This window comes from Streptomyces sp. NPDC030183, from assembly GCF_055573455.1.
In genome coordinates this window covers 14052-36616 of the sequence record NZ_JBVIBK010000021.1, presented here as the reverse complement: position 1 = coordinate 36616, position 22565 = coordinate 14052, and the positions used below count along the sequence as shown (strand labels likewise).

General features: G+C 70.6%; 17 protein-coding genes and 4 pseudogenes. 10 read left to right on the top strand and 11 right to left on the bottom strand.

Features of this window, described 5'->3' with window-relative positions; translation table 11 throughout:
• Positions 1–149 precede the first annotated feature (149 nt).
• The 8 genes and pseudogenes from ACZ4Z2_RS24780 to ACZ4Z2_RS24745 all read right to left on the bottom strand — a co-directional run.
• Positions 150–501, bottom strand: a pseudogene (locus ACZ4Z2_RS24780) (5-methyltetrahydropteroyltriglutamate--homocysteine methyltransferase); the annotation flags it as partial.
• 188 nt (positions 502–689) lie between these two features.
• Positions 690–1490 (bottom strand): alpha/beta fold hydrolase, encoded by an 801-nt coding sequence (locus ACZ4Z2_RS24775; protein ID WP_468078843.1) that lies wholly within the window; start codon positions 1488–1490, stop codon positions 690–692.
• 123 nt (positions 1491–1613) lie between these two features.
• Entirely contained in the window at positions 1614–1952 is a 339-nt protein-coding gene (locus tag ACZ4Z2_RS24770) for an STAS domain-containing protein (RefSeq protein WP_468078842.1), read from the bottom strand.
• Positions 1949–3238 (bottom strand): PP2C family protein-serine/threonine phosphatase, encoded by a 1290-nt coding sequence (locus tag ACZ4Z2_RS24765; RefSeq protein ID WP_468078841.1) that lies wholly within the window; start codon positions 3236–3238, stop codon positions 1949–1951. Before ACZ4Z2_RS24765 ends, ACZ4Z2_RS24770 begins: the two co-directional genes overlap by 4 nt.
• On the bottom strand, positions 3238–4041 hold the full coding sequence (locus ACZ4Z2_RS24760; protein ID WP_468078840.1) for an alpha/beta fold hydrolase: 804 nt from the start codon (positions 4039–4041) through the stop codon (positions 3238–3240). Before ACZ4Z2_RS24760 ends, ACZ4Z2_RS24765 begins: the two co-directional genes overlap by 1 nt.
• A gap of 131 nt (positions 4042–4172) precedes the next feature.
• A pseudogene (locus ACZ4Z2_RS24755) lies at positions 4173–4730 on the bottom strand (tetratricopeptide repeat protein); the annotation flags it as partial.
• 252 nt (positions 4731–4982) lie between these two features.
• Positions 4983–5239: pseudogene (locus ACZ4Z2_RS24750) on the bottom strand (transposase); the annotation flags it as partial.
• 136 nt (positions 5240–5375) lie between these two features.
• Positions 5376–7328, bottom strand: a complete 1953-nt coding sequence (locus ACZ4Z2_RS24745) for an RICIN domain-containing protein (protein WP_468078839.1) — start codon at positions 7326–7328, stop codon at positions 5376–5378.
• Positions 7329–7759: 431 nt separating this feature from the next.
• On the opposite strand from ACZ4Z2_RS24745, the pseudogene ACZ4Z2_RS24740 reads away from it, so the two are divergent.
• Positions 7760–8601: pseudogene (locus ACZ4Z2_RS24740) on the top strand (maleylpyruvate isomerase family mycothiol-dependent enzyme).
• An 84-nt stretch (positions 8602–8685) separates the two neighbouring features.
• Complete coding sequence (locus ACZ4Z2_RS24735; protein WP_468078838.1) at positions 8686–9288, top strand: GNAT family N-acetyltransferase; 603 nt, start codon at positions 8686–8688, stop codon at positions 9286–9288.
• Here ACZ4Z2_RS24735 and ACZ4Z2_RS24730 read toward each other — a convergent pair.
• Complete coding sequence (locus ACZ4Z2_RS24730) at positions 9208–10404, bottom strand: hypothetical protein (protein ID WP_468078837.1); 1197 nt, start codon at positions 10402–10404, stop codon at positions 9208–9210. The two genes, ACZ4Z2_RS24735 and ACZ4Z2_RS24730, sit on opposite strands and share 81 nt — an antisense overlap.
• Positions 10405–10900: 496 nt before the next feature.
• On the opposite strand from ACZ4Z2_RS24730, the gene ACZ4Z2_RS24725 reads away from it, so the two are divergent.
• Positions 10901–11620 (top strand): MOSC domain-containing protein, encoded by a 720-nt coding sequence (locus ACZ4Z2_RS24725; protein ID WP_468078836.1) that lies wholly within the window; start codon positions 10901–10903, stop codon positions 11618–11620.
• A 118-nt stretch (positions 11621–11738) separates the two neighbouring features.
• Positions 11739–12266: a hypothetical protein gene (locus tag ACZ4Z2_RS24720; RefSeq protein ID WP_468078835.1), complete on the top strand. Its 528-nt coding sequence runs from the start codon at positions 11739–11741 to the stop codon at positions 12264–12266.
• Between the two features lie 40 nt (positions 12267–12306).
• Here ACZ4Z2_RS24720 and ACZ4Z2_RS24715 read toward each other — a convergent pair whose 3' ends face one another.
• Entirely contained in the window at positions 12307–13083 is a 777-nt protein-coding gene (locus ACZ4Z2_RS24715) for a polysaccharide deacetylase family protein (RefSeq protein WP_468078834.1), read from the bottom strand.
• Positions 13084–13353: 270 nt separating this feature from the next.
• Here ACZ4Z2_RS24715 and ACZ4Z2_RS24710 point away from each other — a divergent pair, with 270 nt between their 5' ends.
• The 6 genes from ACZ4Z2_RS24710 (at position 13354) to ACZ4Z2_RS24685 (ending at position 21244) form a co-directional block, all read left to right on the top strand.
• A complete protein-coding gene (locus tag ACZ4Z2_RS24710; RefSeq protein ID WP_468078833.1) occupies positions 13354–14037 on the top strand; it encodes a TetR/AcrR family transcriptional regulator in 684 nt (227 codons plus the stop codon).
• Positions 14038–14373: 336 nt separating this feature from the next.
• Positions 14374–15954 (top strand): ABC transporter substrate-binding protein, encoded by a 1581-nt coding sequence (locus ACZ4Z2_RS24705; protein ID WP_468078832.1) that lies wholly within the window; start codon positions 14374–14376, stop codon positions 15952–15954.
• Positions 15955–16133: 179 nt separating this feature from the next.
• A complete protein-coding gene (locus tag ACZ4Z2_RS24700; RefSeq protein ID WP_468078831.1) occupies positions 16134–17561 on the top strand; it encodes an amidase in 1428 nt (475 codons plus the stop codon).
• Positions 17558–18589 (top strand): ABC transporter permease, encoded by a 1032-nt coding sequence (locus tag ACZ4Z2_RS24695; RefSeq protein WP_468078830.1) that lies wholly within the window; start codon positions 17558–17560, stop codon positions 18587–18589. The genes ACZ4Z2_RS24700 and ACZ4Z2_RS24695 overlap by 4 nt, the downstream gene beginning before the upstream one ends.
• Positions 18579–20420, top strand: a complete 1842-nt coding sequence (locus ACZ4Z2_RS24690) for a dipeptide/oligopeptide/nickel ABC transporter permease/ATP-binding protein (RefSeq protein WP_468078829.1) — start codon at positions 18579–18581, stop codon at positions 20418–20420. Before ACZ4Z2_RS24695 ends, ACZ4Z2_RS24690 begins: the two co-directional genes overlap by 11 nt.
• Positions 20420–21244, top strand: a complete 825-nt coding sequence (locus tag ACZ4Z2_RS24685) for an ATP-binding cassette domain-containing protein (RefSeq protein ID WP_468078828.1) — start codon at positions 20420–20422, stop codon at positions 21242–21244. Before ACZ4Z2_RS24690 ends, ACZ4Z2_RS24685 begins: the two co-directional genes overlap by 1 nt.
• A 169-nt stretch (positions 21245–21413) precedes the next feature.
• Here ACZ4Z2_RS24685 and ACZ4Z2_RS24680 read toward each other — a convergent pair whose 3' ends face one another.
• Positions 21414–22211: a FadR/GntR family transcriptional regulator gene (locus ACZ4Z2_RS24680; protein ID WP_468078827.1), complete on the bottom strand. Its 798-nt coding sequence runs from the start codon at positions 22209–22211 to the stop codon at positions 21414–21416.
• Between the last annotated feature and the right edge of the window lie 354 nt (positions 22212–22565).

Here is a 22565-nt window from a genome sequence, read left to right as displayed (position 1 = left end):
TGGAAACGCGGTAGCGGGCCAGGGCGCTGGGGCGGGGTGACGCTCCCTTCAGTACGCCGGTGGCCTGCACAGCCCGGGCGGGTCGGGCAGGCCGTCGTGCGGCAGGCCCTGCCTGACCCTGGGCTTCGGTGGCCGGCAGAGGCGTTCGTTCAGCTGCTGAGTTCGCGGGCGGCCAGGGCGGTGCCTTCGATGCGGGCGCTGATCTTGGCGAAGGCGGTGTCGCGGGAGGTGGAGGTGTCGTCGGCGAAAGGGGGCGAAGCCGCAGTCGTCGCAGGTGCCCAGACGGTCGGGGGGCAGGTGCCGGGCTGCGGCGAGGACGCGGTCGCGGACCTGCTGGGGGGTTTCGACACGTGGGTCGATCGGGTCGGTGACGCCGATGAAGACCCGGGCCTCGTCGGGGAGGTGTTCAGCGAGGACGGTGAGGACCTTGTCCGGTTCCGGCTCGCCGGCGAGCTGGATGTAGAAGGCGCCGGCCTTGAGATGGAGGAGGGCAGGCAGCAGCGCGGGCACGGAGTGCAGGTCACGCAAGCAGGGGCGAAACAGCGAGGCAACGCCGCTGGCCCCGCCCTGACGCCTCCTTGCCTGTCAGGGGGTCGGCCGCCCGGGTTGCGGGCGCCGCGGCGCATGCCCGGGGGGCGGGCTTGTGACGGGGTTCCGAACAGACGGCCCCAGCCGGGCTGTCCCAGCGCTCACCTGGACTCAGGCGCGCCGATCGCGTCGAGCACCGCCTGGGTGACCTGCTCGGGGTCGTCGGACATCGGTGAGTGCCCGCAGCCCCTGAGCGAGAGGTGCCGGGCGCCCGGAAGCAGTCGGGCTGCCCTGAGGGCCTGGTGGGGTGGGGTCATCAGGTCCCGAGTGCCCCAGCCGACCGTGACCGGGACCGGGACCTCAGGGACGAAGGCCCGCAGCCGGTAGGCGCGCACCGCACGCCGCGTCGGCTCGAAGCCGGGCGAGCGAGCCAGGTTGCGCAGCGCGCCTGCCGCCGCCTCCTGCGGGATCCGCCAGGGCCGGGCGACGAGCTGCCAGAAGGCCACGGTACGCCCGATCGGGTGGCCGGCGATCCAGCCGGGGCGTTCGGCGCAGGCCCGCGCCATGGCATGAGCGACGCGAAGCGAACCGAGAGCGTAGGCGGCCTCGGCGCGCGTCCACAGCCCGATCGGGGACAGCGCGACGACGCTGCCGACCGCGCCGATGCGCGCCAGTTCCAGGGCGACCGCCCCACCCAGGGAGTTCCCCACAACGGGCGGGCGGGTGAGGCCGACGCCGGGGAGCCACTGCGCGACGGCGGCCGCCAGTGCCTCGACGGTCGGCGTGGACTGTTCGGGGAGCGCAGGGCTGTCACCGAAGCCCGGGAGGTCGACGCCCACCACCTCGTACCGGCGGGTGAGCCGCTCCAGGACAGGCGCCCAGCCGTCCCGGTCGAGCTGGAGGAGGACCAGCAGAGGCGGCCCGCTGCCGAGCCGCCGCGATGTCAGTGCCATGTCCGGCATATCCGCAGCGTAAGCAGACGCCCCGGAGCCCGCACCCGCACCCCTTCCCCTGGGGCTACGGCCACATCGGCATCGCCGTCACCGTCGAAGCGGAACTCACCGGCAGCCGGCCGCTGCTCCACCTCAGGTCCGACCTGAGTGCTCGCTGTCGGGGTGGAGGGCGAAGATCTGGTCGAGGCCGACGAGACGCAGGATGCGCAGGGTGTGGGCGGGAACGGCGGCGAGCGCGATGTCCGCCTCAGCGGCGTGGGCGTGGCTGCGGGCCGCGATCAGAGCGGTGATGCCGCTGGAGTCGCAGAAGGTCATGCCGGCGAGATCCAGGACGAGGCGGTCGCCGGGCCGCAGCGTGAGCGTGGAGAGCACGTCCCGCAGCCGGGTGGCGTTGGAGTAGTCGAGGTCACCGGTGATCTCCAGAACGGGACCGGCGGTTGTCTCTCTCGGGGCGATGTTCAGCGGGCTCATGGTGTGGGATTCGTTGTCGGGGCGTGGACGGGGACGCCGAGGGCGAGGAGGGCGGTGTCGTCGTCGAGGCCGTCGCCGAAGCCGGCGAGCAGGTGGGTCAATGCCTGGATGACGGCGTGCGGGGTGGTGCCTGAGTGCGCTGTGGCGAAGGCGAGCAGGGCGTCGTCGCCGTACAGGCTGCCCCGGTCCTTCCCCGTCCGCGCTTCGGTGAGGCCGTCGGTGTACAGCAGAAGGGTGTCGCCGGGGCCCAGGACGGTGTCCGCCGTCGTGAACCGTGCCTCGGGCAGGGCGCCCACGAGGAGGCCGCCGGGGGTGGGCAGATAGTCGGCTGTGCCGTCGGCGCGCAGGACCAGGGCGGGCGGGTGGCCGCCCGAGGCGAGACGGACGGCGACCTGTCCGGTGACGGGGTCGGGTTCGAGGGTGCCGAAGACCACGGTGCAGTAGCGGGGGTCGCCGCTGCCGGTGTACCGCTCGTGGAGGACGGTGTTGAGAGTCGACAGGGCGGGGACGGGATCGGGGTCGTGCAGGGCGGCCGCGCGCAGGGTGTAGCGGGTCAGTGAGGTGACCGCGGCGGCTTGGGGGCCCTTGCCACACACGTCGCCGAGGAAGAAGGCGAAGCGTTTGCCGTCGAGGGGGAAGACGTCGTAGAAGTCGCCGCCGAGCCGGTCCGGCGAGGCGGTGTGGTAGTAAGCGGCCGTCTCCATGCCCGGTATGGGCGGAAGGGTGGCCGGCAGCAGGGACTGCTGGAGAACTGCGAGGGCTTCCTGCAGCCGGGCGCGGTCTGCCTCTGCCTGCTTGCGCGCCTCTTCCGCCGCTTTGCGGCCGCGCAGCAGTTCCTCCTCGTAGGCGCGGCGGTCACGGGCGTCGGAGAGGGTGGTGCGGATCAGGAGAGGTTCACCGGTGGTGCCGTGCTTGATCACGGAGGAGACCAGCACCGGCATACGGCCGCCCTCGGTCTGCTTCACCTCCAGCGCGATGCCGCTGATCTGGCCTTGCATCCGCAGCAGCGGCGAGAAATGGGTCTCGTGGTACAGCTTGCCGCCGACGGTGAGCAGGTCGGTGAACCGCATCCGGCCCACGACCTCCTCGCGTGCCAGGCCGAGCCAGCCCAGCAGCGTGGCATTGATCTTGGCGATGGTGCCGTCCATCAGTGTGGAGAGGTATCCGCACGGAGCGCTCTCGTACAGCTCTTCGGCGCTGTCCTCCAGCAGCGCGGCGAACGCCGCGTCCGGCCGCTGGCCCCCGCCGGTGTCACGGGGTTCGGGCTGCGGCCCGATACGGCACATCACCGCTGGCTCGCCAGGAACGCCGTGATCGCCTCGTTGGTGGCCTGCGGCGCGGACAGGTGTGGACAGTGCCCGGTCGCATCGAGCGTGACCAGGACCGAGCCGGGGATCGTCTCATGGACGAACGCCCCGACCTCCCGCGGCGCGATGGCGTCCTGGGAGCACTCCAGTACCAGTGTCGGTACCCGAACGCTCTTGAGGTCCTCCCGCGAGTCCGACAAGAACGTGGTGCGGGCGAAGACGCGCGCCATGTCCGGGTCGGTGGCGCAGAAGCTGTTCGTGAGTTCCTCACCGAGTTCGGGTCGTTCGTCGTTACCCATGATCACGGGTGCCATCGCGGCAGACCAGCCCAGGTAGTTCGCTTCCAGGGACTCAAGCAGTTCGTCGATGTCCTGTGCGCTGAACCCGCCTCGGTAGCCTTCGTCGTCGATGTACCGCGGAGACGGAGCGACCATCACCAGCGCCCCGATCCGCTCGGGAGCCCGGTCGGCCGCCAGCACTCCGATCATCGCGCTCACCGAATGCCCCACGAACACCGCGTCGCGAAGGTCCAGCGCCTCGCACACCTCCACCACGTCCTGGGCGTAGCCGTCCAAAGAGGTGTAACGCTCCTCCGTGAACGCGGACAGGTCCGAGCGGCCCGAGCCGACGTAGTCGAACAGCACGACCCGGTGGTCCTCGACCAGAGCCGGCACCGTCAGCCGCCACATGTTCTGGTCACAGCCGAACCCATGAGCAAGCACCACCGGCCGCCCCTGGGGGTTGCCGGTCACGGTGATGTTGTTCCTGCGTTCGATATCCATACTCGTCAGTCTCTCAGGCTCCGCGCACTCTCATGTCCTGCGGCTCTGCGTCGGAGCTGATCAAGCGCTTGCCGCACCGTTGGAGGACGAGCGGACCGGCGGGCACACCCGGTCTCCGGGGCTCCGGTCGTTCATGGATTGGGCGTCGTACGGTCCGGTCGTCGACGCCACCGTCGGCAGACGCCTGAGGCCCTCGCGGCCTCGACCGTCGCGAGGAGCTCGCGTGCGGTGAGCGTCGCGGTGTGGTCGGGGCCGAAGGCACGCTCACGCCCTGCCAGGGTCTGCCGCAGCAGGGCGGCAGGCTCGGTGCGCTGTCCCAGGTGGAAGAGGGCGCGGGCGAGGTTCTGACGGGTGTCGAGGGTGCGTGGGTGGTCGGGACCGAGGACGATCTCACGCTGCCGCAGCGTCTCGCCGAGCATCGCGGCTGCTTCGTCGTACTGTCCCATCCCGTTGAGCGCGGTTGCCAGGTTGTTCCTGCTCTGCAGGACCGACTCATGGTCGGGGCCGAAAGCGGCGAGCCGCTTCTGGAGCGTCTGCTGGTGGATCCGCGCGGCCTCGGCGCAACGGCCCGCGCCGCTGAGCGCGTTGGCCAGACTGTTGTCGCTGACCAGCGTCAGGGAGTGGTCGGGTCCCAGGATCCGCACACGCTGGTCGACGGTCTCCCGCAGCAGCGCGATGGCCTCGTCGTGCTGTCCGGATGGCTGAGCGCCATTCCCAGGCTGATCTTGGTCTGCAGGGTGAAGTAGTGCCCCTCCCCCAGTGCTCGACCGCGGTGTGCGAGGGTATGGCGCAGAAGTTCGACGGCTTCGGCGTGCAGGCCCAGATGGTTGAGCGCCGCGGCCAGGGTGTGCCGCCTCTTGTCCGTTCGGATGTGGTCCCTTCCGAACTTCGTTGCGTCAGCTTCGTACGCCGCCCTGGCCAAGGAGGCCGCCGGAGGGAGGGAGCTTGGCCCACACCCGGGCCTCGGTCCACGCGGTGAACCGGCGGGAGGCGGTGACGCCCGACAGTCCGAAGCCGGGTGGCAGTTGGTTCCAAGTGCAGCCGGTGTCGGCCATGAAAATGATCGCGGCCAACACCTCACGGTCCCCTCTCCGACGATGCCCCCACCCCGCGGGCGAACTGGTGGGGGCGGCACCACCCGCTGGAACAGCGTCCACAGGTCTTCCAGCGCCGTCCGCTCGACAAGCGCAGCAGGCATCACCCCAGGCCGCCGCAGAATCACGCCGACTGAATGGCTTCTTGTCGGGGGCGCCAAGAAGACAGCGGGTGGCGGTGTCGCTCGGTAGTCCGGCGACGGGCGTCGGTTGAGGTGACGCCCGTCGTTGGGAGGGACGTCAGACGGCGATGATCTGCCACTGCTGCCGCGCCAGTGACGCGTATGGCTGCTGTTCGATGTTGGTTCCGTCGGCGGTGCCGCCCTCGTCCACGGCGAGGCAGAGGCCGCTGTAGCGGTTGATGAGGACGTAGTAGCCGTCACCGGTGGGCGTGACGGCCCAGTGCTGCTGGGGGGCGGCGGCGTCCGACCAGATGCCGACGTTGCCGCCGTCCACGCGGGAGAGTCCCGCGACCTCCATGAGCTTGCCGCTGCCCACACCCTTGACCTTGTAGTAGCCGTCGCCGGTACTGGTGAACGTCCACTTCTGGTTCGCCTTGTTGAGCCATGGCCACTGGAGCACGTTGGTGTTGTTCGCGGTGCCACCGCCCTCCACGTCGGCGACCTTGCCGCTGTGCCGGGCGACCAGCCGGTAGACGGTGCCGTCGCCGGGCAGCGTGGTGGACACCAGAGCCGGCTTGGCCGTCCGGCCACCGATCCTCACGCCGCCCATGTTGGCGTAGCCGCCGGTGGCCGCGTTGGCCCGGATCCGTACGAAGCCCACATCACGGGCGGGCCATTCGGCCACCTTGGTGGCGCGGTCGCCGGCCCAGGAACCAGTGGCGACCTGGGTGAAGTTCGTGCCGTCGGTGCTGGTGGAGATGGTGTACGAGGTGATGTCACCGTCGGTGGAGCCGCTGCGGCCCCACTGCTTGGGCAGGTACTCCAGAGTGGAGACGTTGCTCCACACCCCGCCCAGGTCGATCGTGATCGAGTGCGGCAGGGCGTTGGGCAGTCCCCACGTCGACCAGCAGGTCTCGTACCCCTTGTCGCTCAGCCCGTCGATGGCGTTGAGCGGGCCCTCACCCGCGCGGAACGCGGTGGCGTAGGCGTTGACGGGTGTCACGGGGTGTTCGGCGCGCAGTGGCTGTGTCGGCAGGGGCGGGCGGGAGGTGTTGGGGCTCCAGGCTGCTCCGACTTCGGCGAGTCGGTTGACGATGTTGGTGTCCAGCTTGCCGTTGCGGTTGGGCGGGCAGTTGAGGATGAACGAGGTGTACTTCGGTTCGAGGTCCGCCAGGTGGGACAGAATGGCGTCCTTGCTCATCAGGCTCTCGGTCGGCGTGGTCGGGTGCCAGAACCAGCCGTTGCTGATCGTCTGCCCCTGGGTGGCGGCGTAGGTGTTGCCGGCCGGCGCCGAGACGCCCAGCGGTTCCTCGAAGTAGATGGCGTCGCCGAGCCACGGCACCGACAGGGCACCATGGTCGATCATGATGATGTCCGGCTGGAGCGACTTCACGTGCTCGCGGATGCGCTGGTAGGAGACGGCCTGCTGTCCCATCTGCCACGCGTAGCCGTCGGTGATGAACATGTCGATGGTGCCGTAGTTGGTGAGCAGTTCGGTGATCTGCCCGAGTATGAAGGTCATGTCGGCGGGCTGGATGGCATCGGTGATCTCGAGCCCGGACACCTTGTGCCGGCTCTCCCACGCCTCGACGCCGAAGGTGCGGTCCCAGATCGAGTAGTAGAGCCCGACCCTCAGGCCCTTCGCGCGGAAGGCGTCGCAGTACGCCTTCACCACGTCCTGCTTGTAGGAGCTGTTGGCGACGTTCTGGGTGCCGTAGGCGCTCGGCCACAGCGCGAAGCCGTCGTGGTGCTTGGTCGTCAGGATGCCGTAGCTCATCTTCGCCGCCGCAGCGGCGGCCGCCCACTGGGCACAGTCCACGGCCGTGGGGGCGAACAGAGCGGGGTCCTGGTTCGGGGCGGCCCACTCCTGGTTGGTGAACGTGCCCAGGCTGAAGTGGTTGAACATGCCGAACCGCATGTTCGCCAAGTTCTCCAGGTTGGTCTGGGGGTCCGCCGCAGCCGCTTCCGCCAGCAGGGGTGACAGTGCGGGGAGCACGGGCAGCGCGGTCGCCGCCACAGCGGCGCCCGCGGCACCCAGCAGCGTGCGACGGGACAGTCTTCCTGACGACATGGGTGACTCCCAGTTCGGGGTGGTTTGTTGGTCGGGGACGAGGCAGGTGAAGGAGGACAGGCAGCGGGCCGAGGGCGTTCAGTGCCCGACATTCGAGTGCCCGACGTTCGGTGCCAGACCTTTGAGCGCGGGCTCCCTCTGTGCCCCGAGGCGCCGGATGTTACGCATGAAGTTCGACGAAGTGACCACCCCGTGTCAACGGGTAAGAGGATGAAAGCGATCGACGGCTGGACGGAATGTGCGGTTTCACACCACTAAGAGGGCATTCAATTTCCCGCAGACATGCCATGTCTCATGGGTGGCCGGGATGGTGGATGACCGGGGTGCACCGTTTTCGGGGCCGGTCCCGGGATGCCGCTCAGTGCGACGTCGGATATGGACGTCAGCCGACCCGGGCCCGGGCCCGCTCAGGAGGCTGACACGCTGTGGCCATGAGTCCCCAGTTCAATGGCGTGTCCGGCATTTCGTGGCTGGGCAACCCGATCGACGCGCGTGCGCTGTTCGGTCCCGAACTCAGGTCGCTGCTCGGTACCCTGCGTGGTCTGACACCCTCCGGCTGGAGCAGGAGGGCGGCCGGGCGCTGGAGGTGCACGACGTTGCCGCCCATCTCCTCGGTGACTACTACGGCCGCCTCGGCCACGGATACCGGAACGGCTTCGCCGCCGGCGAGACGCTCGAGGCGTTCATTCACCGCACGAATCAGGAATGGGTCGAACTGCACGCCGATGACGACCCTGCTTCGCTCATCGACGCCCTGGCAGCGGCAGGCACGCAGCTGGCCCAGCGATTCGCCACAGCCAGCCTCGACTCGGCCGCGCTGGGCGTGTCGTGGGCGGGCGTCGACCCCGCGCCGGCGTGGCTGGACATCGCCCGGGAGTTCACCGAGCACTGGACTCACCGGCAGCAGATCCGCCACGCCGTCGGTTGCGACACCGACCCGGAACCGCGGGGCCTGGCCCTGGTCCTCGATACCTTCATGAGGGCCTTGCCTCACACGCTCCGAGGCGTGTCGGCGCCGATCGGGACGCAGGTCCAGGTGATCGCCGAGGGCCCGGGCGGGGGCAGCTGGACGGCGACTGCCACCGAGGAGCGATGGTCGTTGGCCGAAGCGCCGAGCGGCAGGCCAACCGCCACCGTACTGATGGATACAGAGACCGTCTGGCGATTGGCTACGCGGAACATCGAGCCTGCGGATGCGCTTTCCCGCGGCCATGTGCGAAAAGATCGTCGGCTCGCCGACGCCGCGTGCCAGATCGTCTCCATCGTCTACTGACGATGCTCGCCGCCCAGGCTTCTTCCGCGGAAGGGCCCCTTGCGGCCGTCCGATGCGGGCGGACGCCTGTGCGAAGATCCCGGCGTGAACGATCTACGCTTCCGTCTCGCCGGCGACGCCGATCTCACCGCCCTCGTCCGTCTGCGTGACGACGCGGCCCGCTGGATGCTCGCCCAAGGCGTCGTTGGTCAGTGGCAGCCTGGTGAGCTGGGCGGGGACCACTTCCGGCGGATCATGGAGAGCGGAGAGGTATGGCTCGCGGAGGCTGCCGGTCATGTCGTCGGGGCTTGGGAGCTCTGGTGGGAGGACGAGGACGCCTGGGGGCCGCAACCACCGACAGCCGGCTATGTGCACCGGCTGATGGTGGACCACGGGAAGGTCCCGCCCGGTACGGGGCGGGACCTCCTGCGCGTCGCGGAGCGACGTGTGGCCGAGGCGGGGCGACCCCTGGCGCGTCTGGACTGCCTGGCCACCAACGCCCGCTTGAGTGCGTACTACCTCGACGCCGGCTATCGGGTCGTGGGGCGCAAGGAGGGCAAGCCGCAACCGGGCGGTGCCCCCAAGTCGTTCACGCTCCTCGAGAAGTCCGTACGGGATGGTTGGCCCTCAGCACAGGGGGACATCCGGCAGTTGATTGTCCGGATGACTGATGTAGATGTTGGAGATGTAGCCGCCGTACTGCGGTAGATACGCCCACCAGTCGTTGGTGTACGGGGGTACGGAGACGGACTGGCCCTTTTTCTGGCAGCCCACCAGTACTTCCACCCCTGCGGGCAGTCGGGTCAGCACGTTGTTCCCGATGCGCGGTTCGCTGCGGACGCTGACCTGTGAACTCCATGTTCCGTACCATTTCCCGGACGGCGCGATGCCACCGGGAACGTTCAGGGAACGCGTCAGTCGACCGATGTCGGTGAAAGCCTTTCCGTAGGAAGTACCGACCGGGTGCAGTGTGTAGACGGCCACGATGGAGCGGTCACCGGCGCCGACGGTGCCGGTGGAATGCAGGGCCGGGTGCGTCAGGTCCACGGTCGCGGCGGTGGGACCGGCGTCGGCCGCCGCCCCTGACGAGAGCGCGCTCGTGGGGCCGCATGTGCCCTCCGGGAACGAGTCGCCCGACCACCCCTGCTTCACGGCCCATGGACGGTTGAAGGCCCCGGCGATTCCGAAGTGCTGGTCGAATTCGTCCGACGCGCAGCGGGTCGACTGACGAAGGTTGTCCATGATGAAGGTGCGTACGGGCGCGGGGGCTTCGTCAAGGATGTAGCGGTAGATCGTCACCGTGTCGCGGGCCGACATGGCGGTGTAGCCCCAGTAATTCGGGTCGGCAGGGGGCTCCGTGTCGCTGAGTTCGAGATCGTCGTCCATTCGCGTGACGATCGACGTATAGCCGTGGTTCGACCAGTAGTAGTTGGCCGCGTCGTCATCGCTGCTGCGGAGCATGGGTTGCAGCCAGGCGCGGTCGGCGGGCGGAACGGTGTAGTCGGGGCCCCGGTTCCTGAAGTAGTCCAGGACCATCAGCAGTTTGACGATCGAGGCCGAACGGAATTGCTTGCTCGTGTTCAACTGCTCGGTGAAACGGCCGGTCTGCCGATCGAAGACGGCGACCCCGGCGGTGACGTCGGCGGGCACGACAACGCTTGTACGTCCGACGGCCGAGGTGTCGTCGGCGCGTGCCGGCGCGGCCGCCGCCGAAGGGGAGAACGATGCGCCGGCGAAGGTCAGGGCGAGGATCGCCGTGACCGAGGCGAGAAGGCTCCTGTGTCTGTGGCCAGCGGTGGCCTTGGTGGAGGCAGTGCAACGCATGGTGTCATCGACCTTCAGGTGAGGAGAGGGCAAGACCTGGTGTTCTGCCGTGCGTCAGGAGGGGCACTGGCGGATCTGCAGCGTCCAGGGATCGGGTTTCCCGTGCGCCCCTTCATTTCAGTGCAACCCTGTACCGAAGAGTGCCGACCAACGGGGCATATCCGCTCGCCCTTTCGGTCAGGGCCGAAAAGCCGGTGGTAGGGGCCCGGCGTGGCGGTTGTCACCCAGCACGCGATCGCCTCGGGGCGGAGGGAGGTCGTCCGTGTCGCGGACCTGTTGGTCCTGGTGCGTGCGGCGCTGAGCCTCGCCTGGCGGCGGGTGTCGGCCACGCGGTGTCCGCGGCCCGCTCCCTCTTCGAACGGCCGCGCGTGTGTCTCGCGTTGGAGCGCGTGACCGGCGTCGTACTGATCGGCTTCGGCCTGCGCGTGGCCGTGCCAGCCGATTGAGTGTTCCGGATGTGCCGAGCCGACCGTTCGGCCGGGAGAAGGGGGTGGGGATGAGGCTGGGCACCATCGAGCGGATCTGGCGGTACCCGATCAAGTCCATGGGAGGCGAACAGCTGGCGTCGGCCGATGTGGACGAGCGGGGTCTGGTGGGTGACCGGCTGTACGCCGTGCGGGACGCCGAGGGCAAGTTCGGCTCGGGCAAGAACACCCGTAGGTTCCGGCGCATGCCCGGTCTGCTGCGGCTGAGCTCCCGTTACCCGCAAGCGGAACGGCCGGCCGAGCCCGAGGTGCTCGACCCGGACGGCGTGCCGGTGGGCGACGCCACCGCCTACGTGCGCCGTTACCTGCGGCGCGACGACGTCGAGGTGGCCCGCGAGGGGGCCGTCTCGCACTTCGACCAGCTTCCGCTGAGCGTTTTGAGCACCGCCACCCTCGACTGGATGCGCACCGCCCTGGCGGGAGTTCCGGTCGACGAGCGCCGGTTCCGGCCCAACCTCCTCATCCGTACGCCGCCGGGCACCCCCGCGTTCGTGGAGGACCAGTGGCTCGGCTCCACGGTCCGTATCGGCACCACGGTGTGCGTGACGTTCGAGCGCTCCAGCGAGCGCTGCGTCATGGTCAACGAGTCCCAGCAGGACCTGCCGCACTCCCCGCTCGTGCTGAAGACCATCGCCCGGGCACACGCCATGCGCCTGGACGCCCTGGGCACCGTGACCGCACCGGGCACGATCGGTGTCGGGGACCCGGTCACACGAGAGGACGCCTGCTGACCAGCCGTACCCGCCGACTCGGCGCAGCGGTTCGGCAAGGTCGCGCGGGCCGGGGCGGAGTGCGTAACGGCTTGGACTGGTGCCCCCCGGCCTGTCCGGGCACCGGCATGCTCGGGTCATGGGGAGACGTGACGGGGCGCGGAGCGGAACGGCCGGGGGGTGTCTGTTCAACGGTTGCCTGGCGGTGCTCGTCCTGCTTCTCGTGTACGTCATCGGGCTGTGGATCTGGCTGGCCACGGCGGACGACCGCGCCGAGGCAGAGGCCCGCGCCGACCTGCGGAGTGGTGCCGAGACCCGGCGGGAAGAGCTCGCCGGGGCGGCGGCCGACGGTGTGCTGGACGACAGCGAGATCGCTCGGGTTCTCCCTCCGGGAAAGCCGGCTCAGGGCCTGGTCAGGACCGAGCGGCACGGTTCCGAAGTCACCGTGACGGCAGAGCTGCTGGGCATCGGCCCCGGGGGCTTCCTCTCCGGCGAGACACTGGTGACCGGGTGCTTCACCTTCACCGCCACCGTCGCACCGGACGGGCGCGACCGGCAGGGACCCGAAGTCACCCTCGGGGAACTGGCCGTGGAGAACGAACCGCGGTCCGCGCGTATGACGGCGGGAGTGCCGGCGCCGACACCCACAGCGGTTCCACGGCAGTGAACGGCTCGTCCCATGGCCGGCCTGAACGTCCGTCAGGCTGTCACTTGTAGATCGCCCCGGGCACGGGCTTGGCCGGAGCGAGCAGTTGGGAGACGGTCACGAAGGTGTAGCCCTGGTCGCTGAGGGCCTTCAGGATGGACGGCATGGCCGGCACGGTGCCCTTGTGCAGCGGGTGGAGCAGGATGATCCCGTCGCGGTCGGCGCCCGCGAGCACGCGTTCGGTGATGAGCGCGGAGTCGTCCGTCTCGTAGTCCTTCGCGGTCACCGTCCACAGCACCTGCGCCATCCTCAGCTCTTTCGAGATCTTGGAGACGCGGTCGTCGGTGCGGCCCTGCGGCGGGCGCATCAGCGTCGGCTCGCCGCCCGTGATGCGTGAGATGGCCCGAGTCGTGCGGCGCAGCTCGTCGCGGATCTGCGTGTCGGAGACATCCGTCAGCACCGCGTGCGTCCATGTGTGGTTGCCGATCTCGTGGCCCTCCTCGTCGATCCGCCGCACCACATCCGGGAACGCGTGGAGGCGTCGGCCTTCGAGGAAGAACGTCGAGGGCGCCTGGTACTCCTTCAGGAGGTCCAGCAGTCGGGCGGTGGGTTCGCCCGGGTTGCCGTCGAAGGTGAGCGCGACGCACTTGAGCCGCCGGCAGTCCGACTGCCCGGACGGTGCGCCCGCCGCCAACGCGACCCGGTCACGTTCCTCACGCGGGGAGAGGGTCTGCATCTTGTTCGCCTGGACGACCAGGATGACGGTCATCGCTATAGCCGAAGCCACGGCCAGGGTCAGGAGTATGAGTAATCGGGGCCGTCTCTTGAGGATCTTCATGCCAAGGAGAGGATCTCGGCGCCGGAAGGGTTGCCCAGCGGCCCCCGACAGTGACGCAGGACACGCCACCCCCGGGCCCGGGCTCGCCCGCCCCTCGGCCTCTCCCCCTCCATCACGACGCTCCGGTGACGGTGACCGCGACCGCGACCGTGACCGCGACCGCAGCCAAGGCCCTGGCCGTGGCCGTGGCCGTGACGGGCCCATGAGATCCCGCTCGGCGTCAGTCGCTTAGGCTGGTGTACTCGCAGTCTGTCCCAGGGAGGCGTTCGCGTGGCGGTTGCCGGAGGCCGGTCGACGAAGCGGCTGCAGCGGGGGACCCTCTCCCGGGGGCTCATCGTGGCGACCGCGCTGCGGATCCTCGACGAGGACGGGCCGGACGCGCTGACCTTCCAGCGGCTCGGCAAGGAACTGTCGTCCTCAGCGACCGCGGTCTACCGGTACTTCGCGAGCCGCGACCACATCATGGTCGCCGTCGCGGACGAGCTCGACCGGATCTCCCTGGAGGGGTACGAGCCGCACGAGTCGTGGACCGAGTCGCTGCGGGACCTGGCGACCCGCGCCTGGAACACCGCGCTGGACCACCCCGCGGCCGCCGCGCTCTGCATGGGCCGGGTCACCCGGGGCGTGCACGAGTTGCGTGCCGTCGACGCCGTGCTGGAGGCGTTCCACCGCGGCGGCTGGCGCGGCCGGGCGGCCGTCCTGCACTACCAGGCGTTCTCGAACTTCCTCCTCGCCGTCGCCAGCAACAACGCCTGGCGACTGGTCAACCAGCGGTTCGGTGCCGAGGTGAACTGGGTGCAGGAGTACCAGCCGGCGGACCCTGACGCGTACCCCTACGCCGAGGCGGCGAAGGAGTATCTGCGCAGCATGGACATGACCGATGTCTTCCAGCGGCAGACGAGCATCCTCCTCTCGGCCCTGGAGGCCGAGGCGGCGACACTTCCACGCGACTGACCCGCGGCTCTACGCGACTGATCCGGGGCACCACGCCCCGACTCGCCGCACCGCGCCCCCGATCCGCGACTGACACGCGTCAGCCTTCGCCACCGCCTTCCAGCAGCGTTTTCGCGGCCGAGATCCGCGCCGGTGCCGGTGCGCGCAAAGATAGTTAACGCTATTGACTACGCCGTTCACTAGGCGGCATCCTCTCCCCACCGAGCGCTCCACGGTTCGCTCTCCCCGCGTCCACCGAGCGCCGCGCGCACCGCCTCCAGCCCCGACTGCTCGCGCTCTTCCCGCCCGCTCCCGTGCGACCTGTGCGGAGTGCGACATCCCTCTCCAGGAGCACCCATGCGCCAGATCCGTACCCGTGCGGTCCCCGTGACCGCGGCCGTCGCCGTGACGGCCGTCCTCGCCGGCTGTACCACCACGGGGTCCACGTCCGCAGACCCGAGCGGCGGCGATGCCGCCGCGGCGACGAGGATCCGGACGACGATCGACGTGCCGGCGAGTTTCGACCCCGCCAAGGCCCTGTCCCTGCCGGACTACCAACTCGCCCGGAACAGTTACGACACCCTCGTGCGCAAGGACGACGGCGGGCTCGTCGGCGGGCTGGCCACCCGGTGGAAGAGCACGCCGACCTCGGCCACGTTCACCCTGCGCACCGACGCGACCTGCACCGACGGGACACCGATCACGCCGTCGGTCGTCAAGGACTCCCTCGACCGCTACATCGACCCGAAGACGGCGGCGCCCGACCTGCCCACGGTCTTCGGGCCCGGCAACAAGGTGAAGGTGAGCGCCGACGACTCCGCGCGAACGGTGAAGATCACGCTCGCCGATCCGTGGGGGGACATGGTCACCGGCCTGTCGGTCGCGAGCACCGGCATCGTCTGCCCCGCCGGCCTCAAAGACCTCAAGGCCCTCGCCGCCGGGAAGGCGAAGGGGTCCCAGTCGGGGCCGTACCTGCTGCGGAAGTCCCAGTCCGGTGTCTCGTACTCCTACACGCTGCGCCCGGAGTACAAGGCGTGGCCGGCCTGGCGTACGAAGATCCCCGGCAAGGTCGCCGCGACGCTGGAGTACCTGGTCTCCCCCGACCCGACCGCGACCGGCAACCTGGTGACGAGCGGCCAGCTCGACATCGGCAAGATCGATGCCTCCGGCATCCCGCGCTTCGACGGTGTGGGCGGCCACAGCGTGAGCATCAGCCGGTTCTCCGACTTCTACCTGCTCTTCAACGAACGGCCCGGCATGGTCTTCGCGGACGTCGCCACCCGCCGGGCCGTCGCCCAGGCCGTCGACCGCGCCGCCTTCACCAAGGTCGTCTCGAAGGACACGGGTGAGCCGTCGACGATGTTCGTGCAGAAGGGCATCCCCTGCAACGACCCCGACTCCTCCTTCCTCGTGCCGAAGAACAAGGCCGCGGCGGCCTCCGTGCTCAAGGGCAGGAAGATCCGTCTCGTCGGCCCCCAGGTCGTCGGGCCCGCCGGCGCCGGGAACCAGTACATCCAGGAGGCGCTGCGGGCCGCGGGCGCGGACGTCACCCTCGCCAACGTCGACGTCGGGGCCTGGGTCGGGACCGTGTTCGGCAAGCCCGACGCCTGGGACCTCACCGTCTTCGCCGACCTCAACTTCCTCGGCAGCCTGGCCAACCCGCTCGCCCACTTCGTGGGCCCGACCGTCCCCGAAGGCGGCGGCAACCTCGGCGCGGTGAAGAACCCCGAGCTGAACAGGGCCTTCGCCCGGGGCGCCGAAGCGACGGACGAAGGGGCCCGCTGCGCCGCCTACCAGAAGGCCGCCAAGGCGCTGATCTCGCGGGTGGACGCGGTGCCGCTGGTCAACGACCCGTTCATCTACGCACTGCGCGAGGGATTCAGCGCACGGATGCTCGGCGGCTCGCTCGACGACCCCATCCTGCGCATCACCGGCTGAGACAGCCACCGTTCGCCCGGAGGCGGCCCGCACGCGGCCGATGCCCCCTTACCCGGAGGAGGCGGAGGCCCCGTGCCCGGCGGAGGCCCACGCGGCCCGACGACACCGTCCGGCACGGAGACGCCCGCGCCTCTTCGGAGCCCCGACCCGAGACCCTCGCACCCGACAGGAGTCCCCTGGTGATCGACCCCTTCAGCAGCGCCCAGCAGATCGCCGACCTCATCCGCGCGAAAGAGGTCAGCCCGGTGGAGGTGGCCGAGACCTACCTCGACCGCATCGAACGGATCAATCCCGCCGTCAACGCCGTCGTCTGGCTCGACGCCGACGCCGTACGCGCGGCGGCCGTCCGGGCCGAGCGGGCGGTGCTGCGCGGCGACCCGCTCGGCCCGCTCCACGGCGTCCCCGTCCCCATCAAGGACCTCAGCTCCGTCGCGGGACAACCCAACACGATGTCGTCGCTGGCGATCCGCGACACCCCGCAGACGGCCACGGACCCCGACGTCCAGCTCCTCCTCGACGCCGGGGCGATCCCCCTCGGCCGGACCAACTCGCCGGAGTTCGGCGCCCTGACCGTCACGGAGAACGCCCGGCACGGCAAGACGCGCAATCCGTGGAACCTGGCGCACACCTCCGGCGGGTCGAGCGGCGGCGCCTCGGCGGCGGTCGCGGCGGGGCTCGCCCCGGTGGCACACGCCGGCGACGGCGGCGGGTCGATCCGGGTACCGGCGTCCGTCACCGGCCTCGTCGGCCTCAAGCCGAGCCGGGGACGCGTGCCCGCGTTCATCCGGGCCTGGGAGCACTCGACGACCGAGGGCGCGATCACGCGCACGGTGCGTGACACGGCCCTCATGCTCGACGTCATGGGCCGTGCCGACCGGCTCGCCTGGTACAGCGCGCCCGAACCGGTGCGCCCCTACCTCGACGAGGTCGGTGCCGACCCCGGGCGGCTGCGGATCGGACTGCTCCTCGACGCGCCGACCGGGCTGCCGGTCGACGAGGAGTGCCGCACGGCGGCGCTCACGGCGGCGCGGGCCCTGCGCGACCTGGGGCACGATGTCGTCGAGGCCCGCCCGAGGATGTTCTCGTACGAGGCGATCATGGGCTTCACCTGGACGATCATCAGTGCCTCCACCTACGCCATCGAGGTGGACGATCCCGACGCCCTCGATCCGTACATCCGGCGCCGCCGGGAGACGGCCCTGGAGGTCAGCGCGGGCGACTACGCCCGGACGGCGGCGCGCCTGCAGGCCGAGTCACGCGACGTGGTCGCCCAGTGGGGCCGGGACTTCGACGTCCTCCTCACCCCGACCACGGCGGTCGTGGCCCCGCCGGTCGGCCCCGTGTACGACGAGGCGAACTCCGACCCGGACGGTCCGCGGACCACCGAGACCCGCATGGTCTCGTTCACCGCGTTCGTCAACATCGCCGGGCTGCCCGCCATCTCCCTGCCCGTCCACACGACCGGGGACGGACTGCCGGTCGGCGCGCAACTCGTCGGCGCGCCCTACGACGAGGCGACGCTGCTGCGCCTGTCGGCCCAGCTCGAACCACGGTTCCGCTGGCACGAGCGGCGTCCGGACGACGCGGTGCTCGCGGGGGCGCTGTGAGTGCCGGGGCGGCGGTCCCGACCGGGCAGCTGCCGACCGCACCGGTCCGGCGCGTCACCCGGCTGCGGCTGGGCGGGGGCTGGGCAGGGTTCGCCGTCCGCCGGGCGGGCGGACTGCTGATGTCCATGCTGCTGCTGGTCCTGGTGACGTTCCTCATCGTGCCCTTGCTGCCGGGGGACCCGGCCCGCGCGATCGCCGGCACCAACTCGTCGCCGGCGACACTCGCGGCGATACGCGAACGGCTGGGCCTGGACGAGCCGTTGGCGACGCGGTTCGTCCACTATCTCGGCGACATCGCGTCCGGGCGGCTCGGCACCTCGTTCCGGTTCGACACCCCGGTCGCGGACATCGTCGCGACCCGGTTGCCGTACACCGTCCAGCTCGTCATCCCGGCCGTCCTGCTGTCCCTGGTCATCGCCGTCCCGTTGGGGATGACCGTCGGTGTCCTCACCCGTGACGGACGCCGTCGCCGGCTCGGCGTCGCGTTCGGCACGGTGGCCGGGCTCCTCGCGTCGGCGCCGGTCTACGTCGTCGCGACCCTCCTCATCGTCCTGTTCTCGATCAGCCTCGGGCTGCTGCCGTCCGGGGGCGCCACGACACCGAGCGCGCTCGTCCTGCCGATCGCCGCGCTCTGCGTCGGGCCGGCCTTCGCCATCGCGCGGGTCGTCCGGCAGGAGACGGCGTCGGTGCTCGCCCAGGACTACATGCGGACCGCCCGCGGCCACCGTCTGGGATCCGTGCGCCTCCACCTCCGCCACGCGCTGCCCAACCTGGTGACGAGTGTCCTCACCCTCAGCGGACTCGTCCTCACGTCCCTGCTGGGCGGGACGATCATCCTGGAGAACGTCTTCACCTACCCGGGGCTCGGCACCGAGGTCGTCCAGGCGATCATCTACAAGGACTATCCGGTGATCCAGGGCATCATCCTCGTCGTCGGCATGCTCGCCCTGCTCGTCAACCTCCTCGTCGACGTCGTCCTCGGCATCGTCGACCCGCGCACTCTCGAGGGAGGTCGTCGTGGCCACTGACGCGACCGTGCGCCGGTGGCGCCGCAACCCGTCGCTGCTGTCCGGCGCCGTGATACTCGGCCTGCTTGTCGTCGTGGCCCTCGTGGCCCCGCCGCTGCTGAGCGGTTCCGCCGAGACCCTCACCGACGACGCCCGGCTGGGGCCGGGTGCCGAGCATCTCCTCGGCACCGACGCCTTCGGCCGTGACGTCCTGGCCCGGGCGCTCGTCGCGACCCGGCTCACGCTGCTCATGGCCGCCGCGGCCACCGCCGCCTCGTTCGTCGTCGGCGTCGCGATCGGCGCGCTGGTCCATCTGACCCCCGGCTGGCTGCGCGAGACCTGTCTGCGGCTCATCGACTCGGCGGTGGCGTTCCCCTCGCTCGTCCTCGCCCTCGTCATCGCGGCGGTGCTCGGTCCGGGCACGGTGTCCGCGATCGTCGCGATCGCCGTCGCCGGCGTCCCCGGGTTCGCACGGTTGACGGCGAATCTCGCGGCGACCGTTGCGGACAAGGACTATGTGCTCACCGCGCGGCTGCTCGGCGTTCCCGGCCCGCGCATCCTGGGCCGGCACGTCCTGCCGAACATCAGCGGGCCGCTGCTGGTGCTCCTCAGTTCGAGCTTCACCCTGTCCCTGCTGGACATCAGCAGTCTGTCGTTCGTCGGTCTCGGTGTGCAGAGCCCGCAGTACGACTGGGGCCGGCTCCTCAACGAGGCGCTGCCGTCGATCTTCGCGCAACCGTCGGTCGTCCTCGCTCCGTCGATCATGCTCATCGTCACCGGTGTGGGCGCCATGCTCCTCGGGGACGGCGTGGCCTCACTCGTCGACCCGCGAACCCGTGGCACAGCATCCGCGACCAGCGAGGCGGCGGACGCGGCGGAACCGCCCGCCCCCGCACGGGCAGCTCAGGCCCTTCGGGTCTCGGGCGGCGCGGGTGCGGCGGCCGAAGCGGAGCAGGACGGTCTGCTGACCGTCGCCGGGCTGACCGTGCGGGCCGGTGACCGGACCCTCGTCGACGACGTGTCGTTCACGATCGGAGCCGGCCAGATCGTCGGCCTCGTCGGGGAGTCGGGCTCGGGCAAGTCCACCATCGCCATGGCGGTCGCCGGCCTGCTCCCCGAGGGGGTGCGGGCGCACGCGTCGCGCCTCGCCCTCGGTGACCTCGACCTGCTCGGCACACCGCCGGAGCGACGCCTCGCGACCGAGATCGGCGTCGTCTACCAGGACCCGATCGGTACGTTCAACCCCGCGCTGAGGCTGGGCGCCCAGCTCACCGAGGTGGCCCGGGTGCATCTGGGGACGCCCCGGCGCGAGGCGACGCGGGACATGGTCCGCGCCCTCGCCGACATCCACGTCACCGAGCCGGAGCGGCGGCTGCGCCAGCACCCGCACGAGCTGAGCGGCGGCATGCTCCAGCGCGCGTCGATCGCCTCCGCGATGACGACGAACCCGCGGCTCCTCATCGCCGACGAGCCGACGACGGCCCTCGATGTGACCGTCCAGGCGGAGGTGCTGCGCCAGTTCCGGCGCATCAACCGCGAGCACGGCACGGCGATGCTGTTCATCTCGCACGACATCGGCGTGGTCGGCGTGCTCTGCGACACGGTCCTGGTGCTCCACGGCGGCCGGGTCGTCGACCGCACGACAGGCAGCGACCTGCGCCGGGGGACGGTCACCCACCCGTACACCCGCGCGTTGCTGGCGGCGACGCCCGCCGCGGTCGAGGCCGGCGGGACGCTCAGCGCCGTCCGGTGGACGGCCGACGCGCACGCGGCGCAGCCGAACGGCGCACCGCCGGACCACCTTTCCGAGACGGCCGCGGACCGCCCAGCGGCCGCGGAAGGGAGCCGCTGATGTCAGCCGCAGTCACCGCAGCCGACCCACACCCGGCGGGCCCGCTGCTGCGCGTCGAGGACCTCACCGTCGAGCTGGGCCACGGCGGCGCCGCCCGCAGGGTGCTCAAGGGAGTCTCGTTCGAGATCCCCCGGGGCAGCACCCTCGCCCTCGTCGGCGAGTCCGGGTCGGGCAAGACGACGCTCGCGCGGACTCTCGTCGGTGTCCACCGGCCGTCGAGCGGCCGGATCCTGCTGGACGGCGCTCCGCTGCGCGCCGCGCGTGGGCGGGCGGGCGCCTCGACGGTCCAGATGATTCCGCAGGACCCGTACTCGTCGTTCGACCCGCGGCGCACCGTCGCGCAGTCGCTCGCCGAGGCACTCGATCCGGTCCGGGCCAGGGTGGGGCCGGTCCGGGCCCGGATCGCCGAGCTGCTCAGCCAGGTGAGCCTCGACCCCGACGCCATGGGCCGCTACCCGCACGAGTTCTCCGGTGGTCAACGGCAGCGGCTGGCGATCGCGCGGGCCCTCGCACCGAGTCCCCGGTTCGTCATCGCCGACGAGATCACCTCGGCCCTCGACCTGACGACCCAGGCCGAGATCCTCAACCTCCTCGCGGATCTGCGCCGCCGGCTCTCGCTGACGATGCTGTTCATCTCGCACGACCTGGCCGTCGTCCGGCACGTCAGCGACACGGTCGCGGTCCTGCTGCACGGGGACCTGGTGGAACTCGGCCCGACCGGGGCCACCTTCGCCGAGCCGAACCACCCGTACACCGCTCGGCTCCTCGCGTCCGTCCCCGGTGACCCGAGGTTCCGCCTGGACGACGAGCCCGTCACCGCCTGAACCGACCGGGCGCGGTACGGCTCCCACCCTGCCGCACACCCCCGAGCACCCGCCGAGCACCTCGCCGCACACCCCGCCTCGCCGAACGGCACGGGCCGGCCGGCGAGGTGCTCGGCGCGTGCGAGGTCGGCCTGAAGTCGTCGATCCGGCCGGGTCCCGCGTTCGCCGGTCACCCGAACATGCGCCGCTGGATCTCCCGGCGGTAGTCCTCCAGTGTCCTGTCGAGATGGGCCGCCGTGGCCTCGGCCGCCTCGTCGGACCGGCCGTCGCGGATGGCCTGGTAGATCGCCTCGTGCTCCTCGACCGCCAGCCGGGTGCCCTCGCCCAGCCTGTCGTGGATCCCGATCGCGCTGGACTGGCGCTGGAGGCGTCGTGCGTCGCGTACCGCGCTGACCAGGAAGGTGTTGTGCGAGGCCGCGGCGACGGCCGTGTGGAAGTCGTCGTCCGCCTGGTTGAACACGTCGACCTGGCCGTGGACGAACCCGTGCCGGCACTCCTGCACGGCCAGTTCGATCGCACGCAGTTCGGCGGGCGTGGCCCGGGTGGCCGCGAGACTGCTCGCGGCCGTCTCCTGGACCCTGCGGAACTCGAACAGCATGAGGACGTGGTCGAGGTCGACCGGCCGGAAGAAGCCGCCCCAGCGGCTGGTGACGAGCATGCCCTCGTCGTCCGCGACGAACAGTCCGCGGCCCTTGTGCGCCCGTACGCGGCCGAGCGCCGACAGGATCTTCACCGCCTCGCGGACGACGGCCCTGCTGGTGTCCAACCGCTGGGCGAGGTCGTGCTCCGTGGGCAGCCGGTCGCCCGGCTCCAGCCGCTCCTCGACGATGAATTCGAGGATCCGCTCGGCCGCGATCTCATAACCGGGGCGGTAGTCGCCCTGCCCGTCCGAGCCCTTCGCCGCGACTGTCCCCACGGGGGTGGCCTGCACGGGCGGGGCTGCCGCGAGCGAGGGCGTGTCGTTCATCTGTCCAGCCTCCGTGGGAGTGACTGCGGTGGAGCGCGGCTGACCGCTGCGAAGTCGAACTCATCGTACACCAGGACCTGAATGAGTCGTACTTATCTTCCAGCCAAACGCAGGAACGGGGCGCCCGTTATGCCATACATTTCGGGCGCCTATGCGAATTTGTCCACGTGAACACCGCACTCTGGGTCGAGAGTTCACCGCAGGAAAGCCGACCACACCCCTTGACTGGTGTCTCGATAAGGCGGCTAATTTTTAGCGCGACGGCAGCGGCCCGGCCGAAGCGCAGGAGACGTTCGGTGTGCAAGAGAGGCGCGTTGACCGTCCGGTGACCCCCGCGCGGGCCCCGCCGACCCG

What these genes read in the sequence shown, in the direction of transcription:
- ACZ4Z2_RS24705 (WP_468078832.1), top strand. Translation starts at nt 14,374, where the DNA reads ATGCGCCAGATCCGTACCCGTGCGGTCCCCGTGACCGCGGCCGTCGCC.
- ACZ4Z2_RS24725 (WP_468078836.1), top strand. Translation starts at nt 10,901, where the DNA reads ATGAGGCTGGGCACCATCGAGCGGATCTGGCGGTACCCGATCAAGTCC.
- ACZ4Z2_RS24765 (WP_468078841.1), bottom strand. Translation starts at nt 3,238, where the DNA reads ATGTGCCGTATCGGGCCGCAGCCCGAACCCCGTGACACCGGCGGGGGC.
- ACZ4Z2_RS24680 (WP_468078827.1), bottom strand. Translation starts at nt 22,211, where the DNA reads ATGAACGACACGCCCTCGCTCGCGGCAGCCCCGCCCGTGCAGGCCACC.
- ACZ4Z2_RS24760 (WP_468078840.1), bottom strand. Translation starts at nt 4,041, where the DNA reads ATGGATATCGAACGCAGGAACAACATCACCGTGACCGGCAACCCCCAG.
- ACZ4Z2_RS24685 (WP_468078828.1), top strand. Translation starts at nt 20,420, where the DNA reads ATGTCAGCCGCAGTCACCGCAGCCGACCCACACCCGGCGGGCCCGCTG.
- ACZ4Z2_RS24775 (WP_468078843.1), bottom strand. Translation starts at nt 1,490, where the DNA reads ATGCCGGACATGGCACTGACATCGCGGCGGCTCGGCAGCGGGCCGCCT.
- ACZ4Z2_RS24715 (WP_468078834.1), bottom strand. Translation starts at nt 13,083, where the DNA reads ATGAAGATCCTCAAGAGACGGCCCCGATTACTCATACTCCTGACCCTG.
- ACZ4Z2_RS24745 (WP_468078839.1), bottom strand. Translation starts at nt 7,328, where the DNA reads ATGTCGTCAGGAAGACTGTCCCGTCGCACGCTGCTGGGTGCCGCGGGC.
- ACZ4Z2_RS24720 (WP_468078835.1), top strand. Translation starts at nt 11,739, where the DNA reads ATGGGGAGACGTGACGGGGCGCGGAGCGGAACGGCCGGGGGGTGTCTG.
- ACZ4Z2_RS24730 (WP_468078837.1), bottom strand. Translation starts at nt 10,404, where the DNA reads ATGCGTTGCACTGCCTCCACCAAGGCCACCGCTGGCCACAGACACAGG.
- ACZ4Z2_RS24770 (WP_468078842.1), bottom strand. Translation starts at nt 1,952, where the DNA reads ATGAGCCCGCTGAACATCGCCCCGAGAGAGACAACCGCCGGTCCCGTT.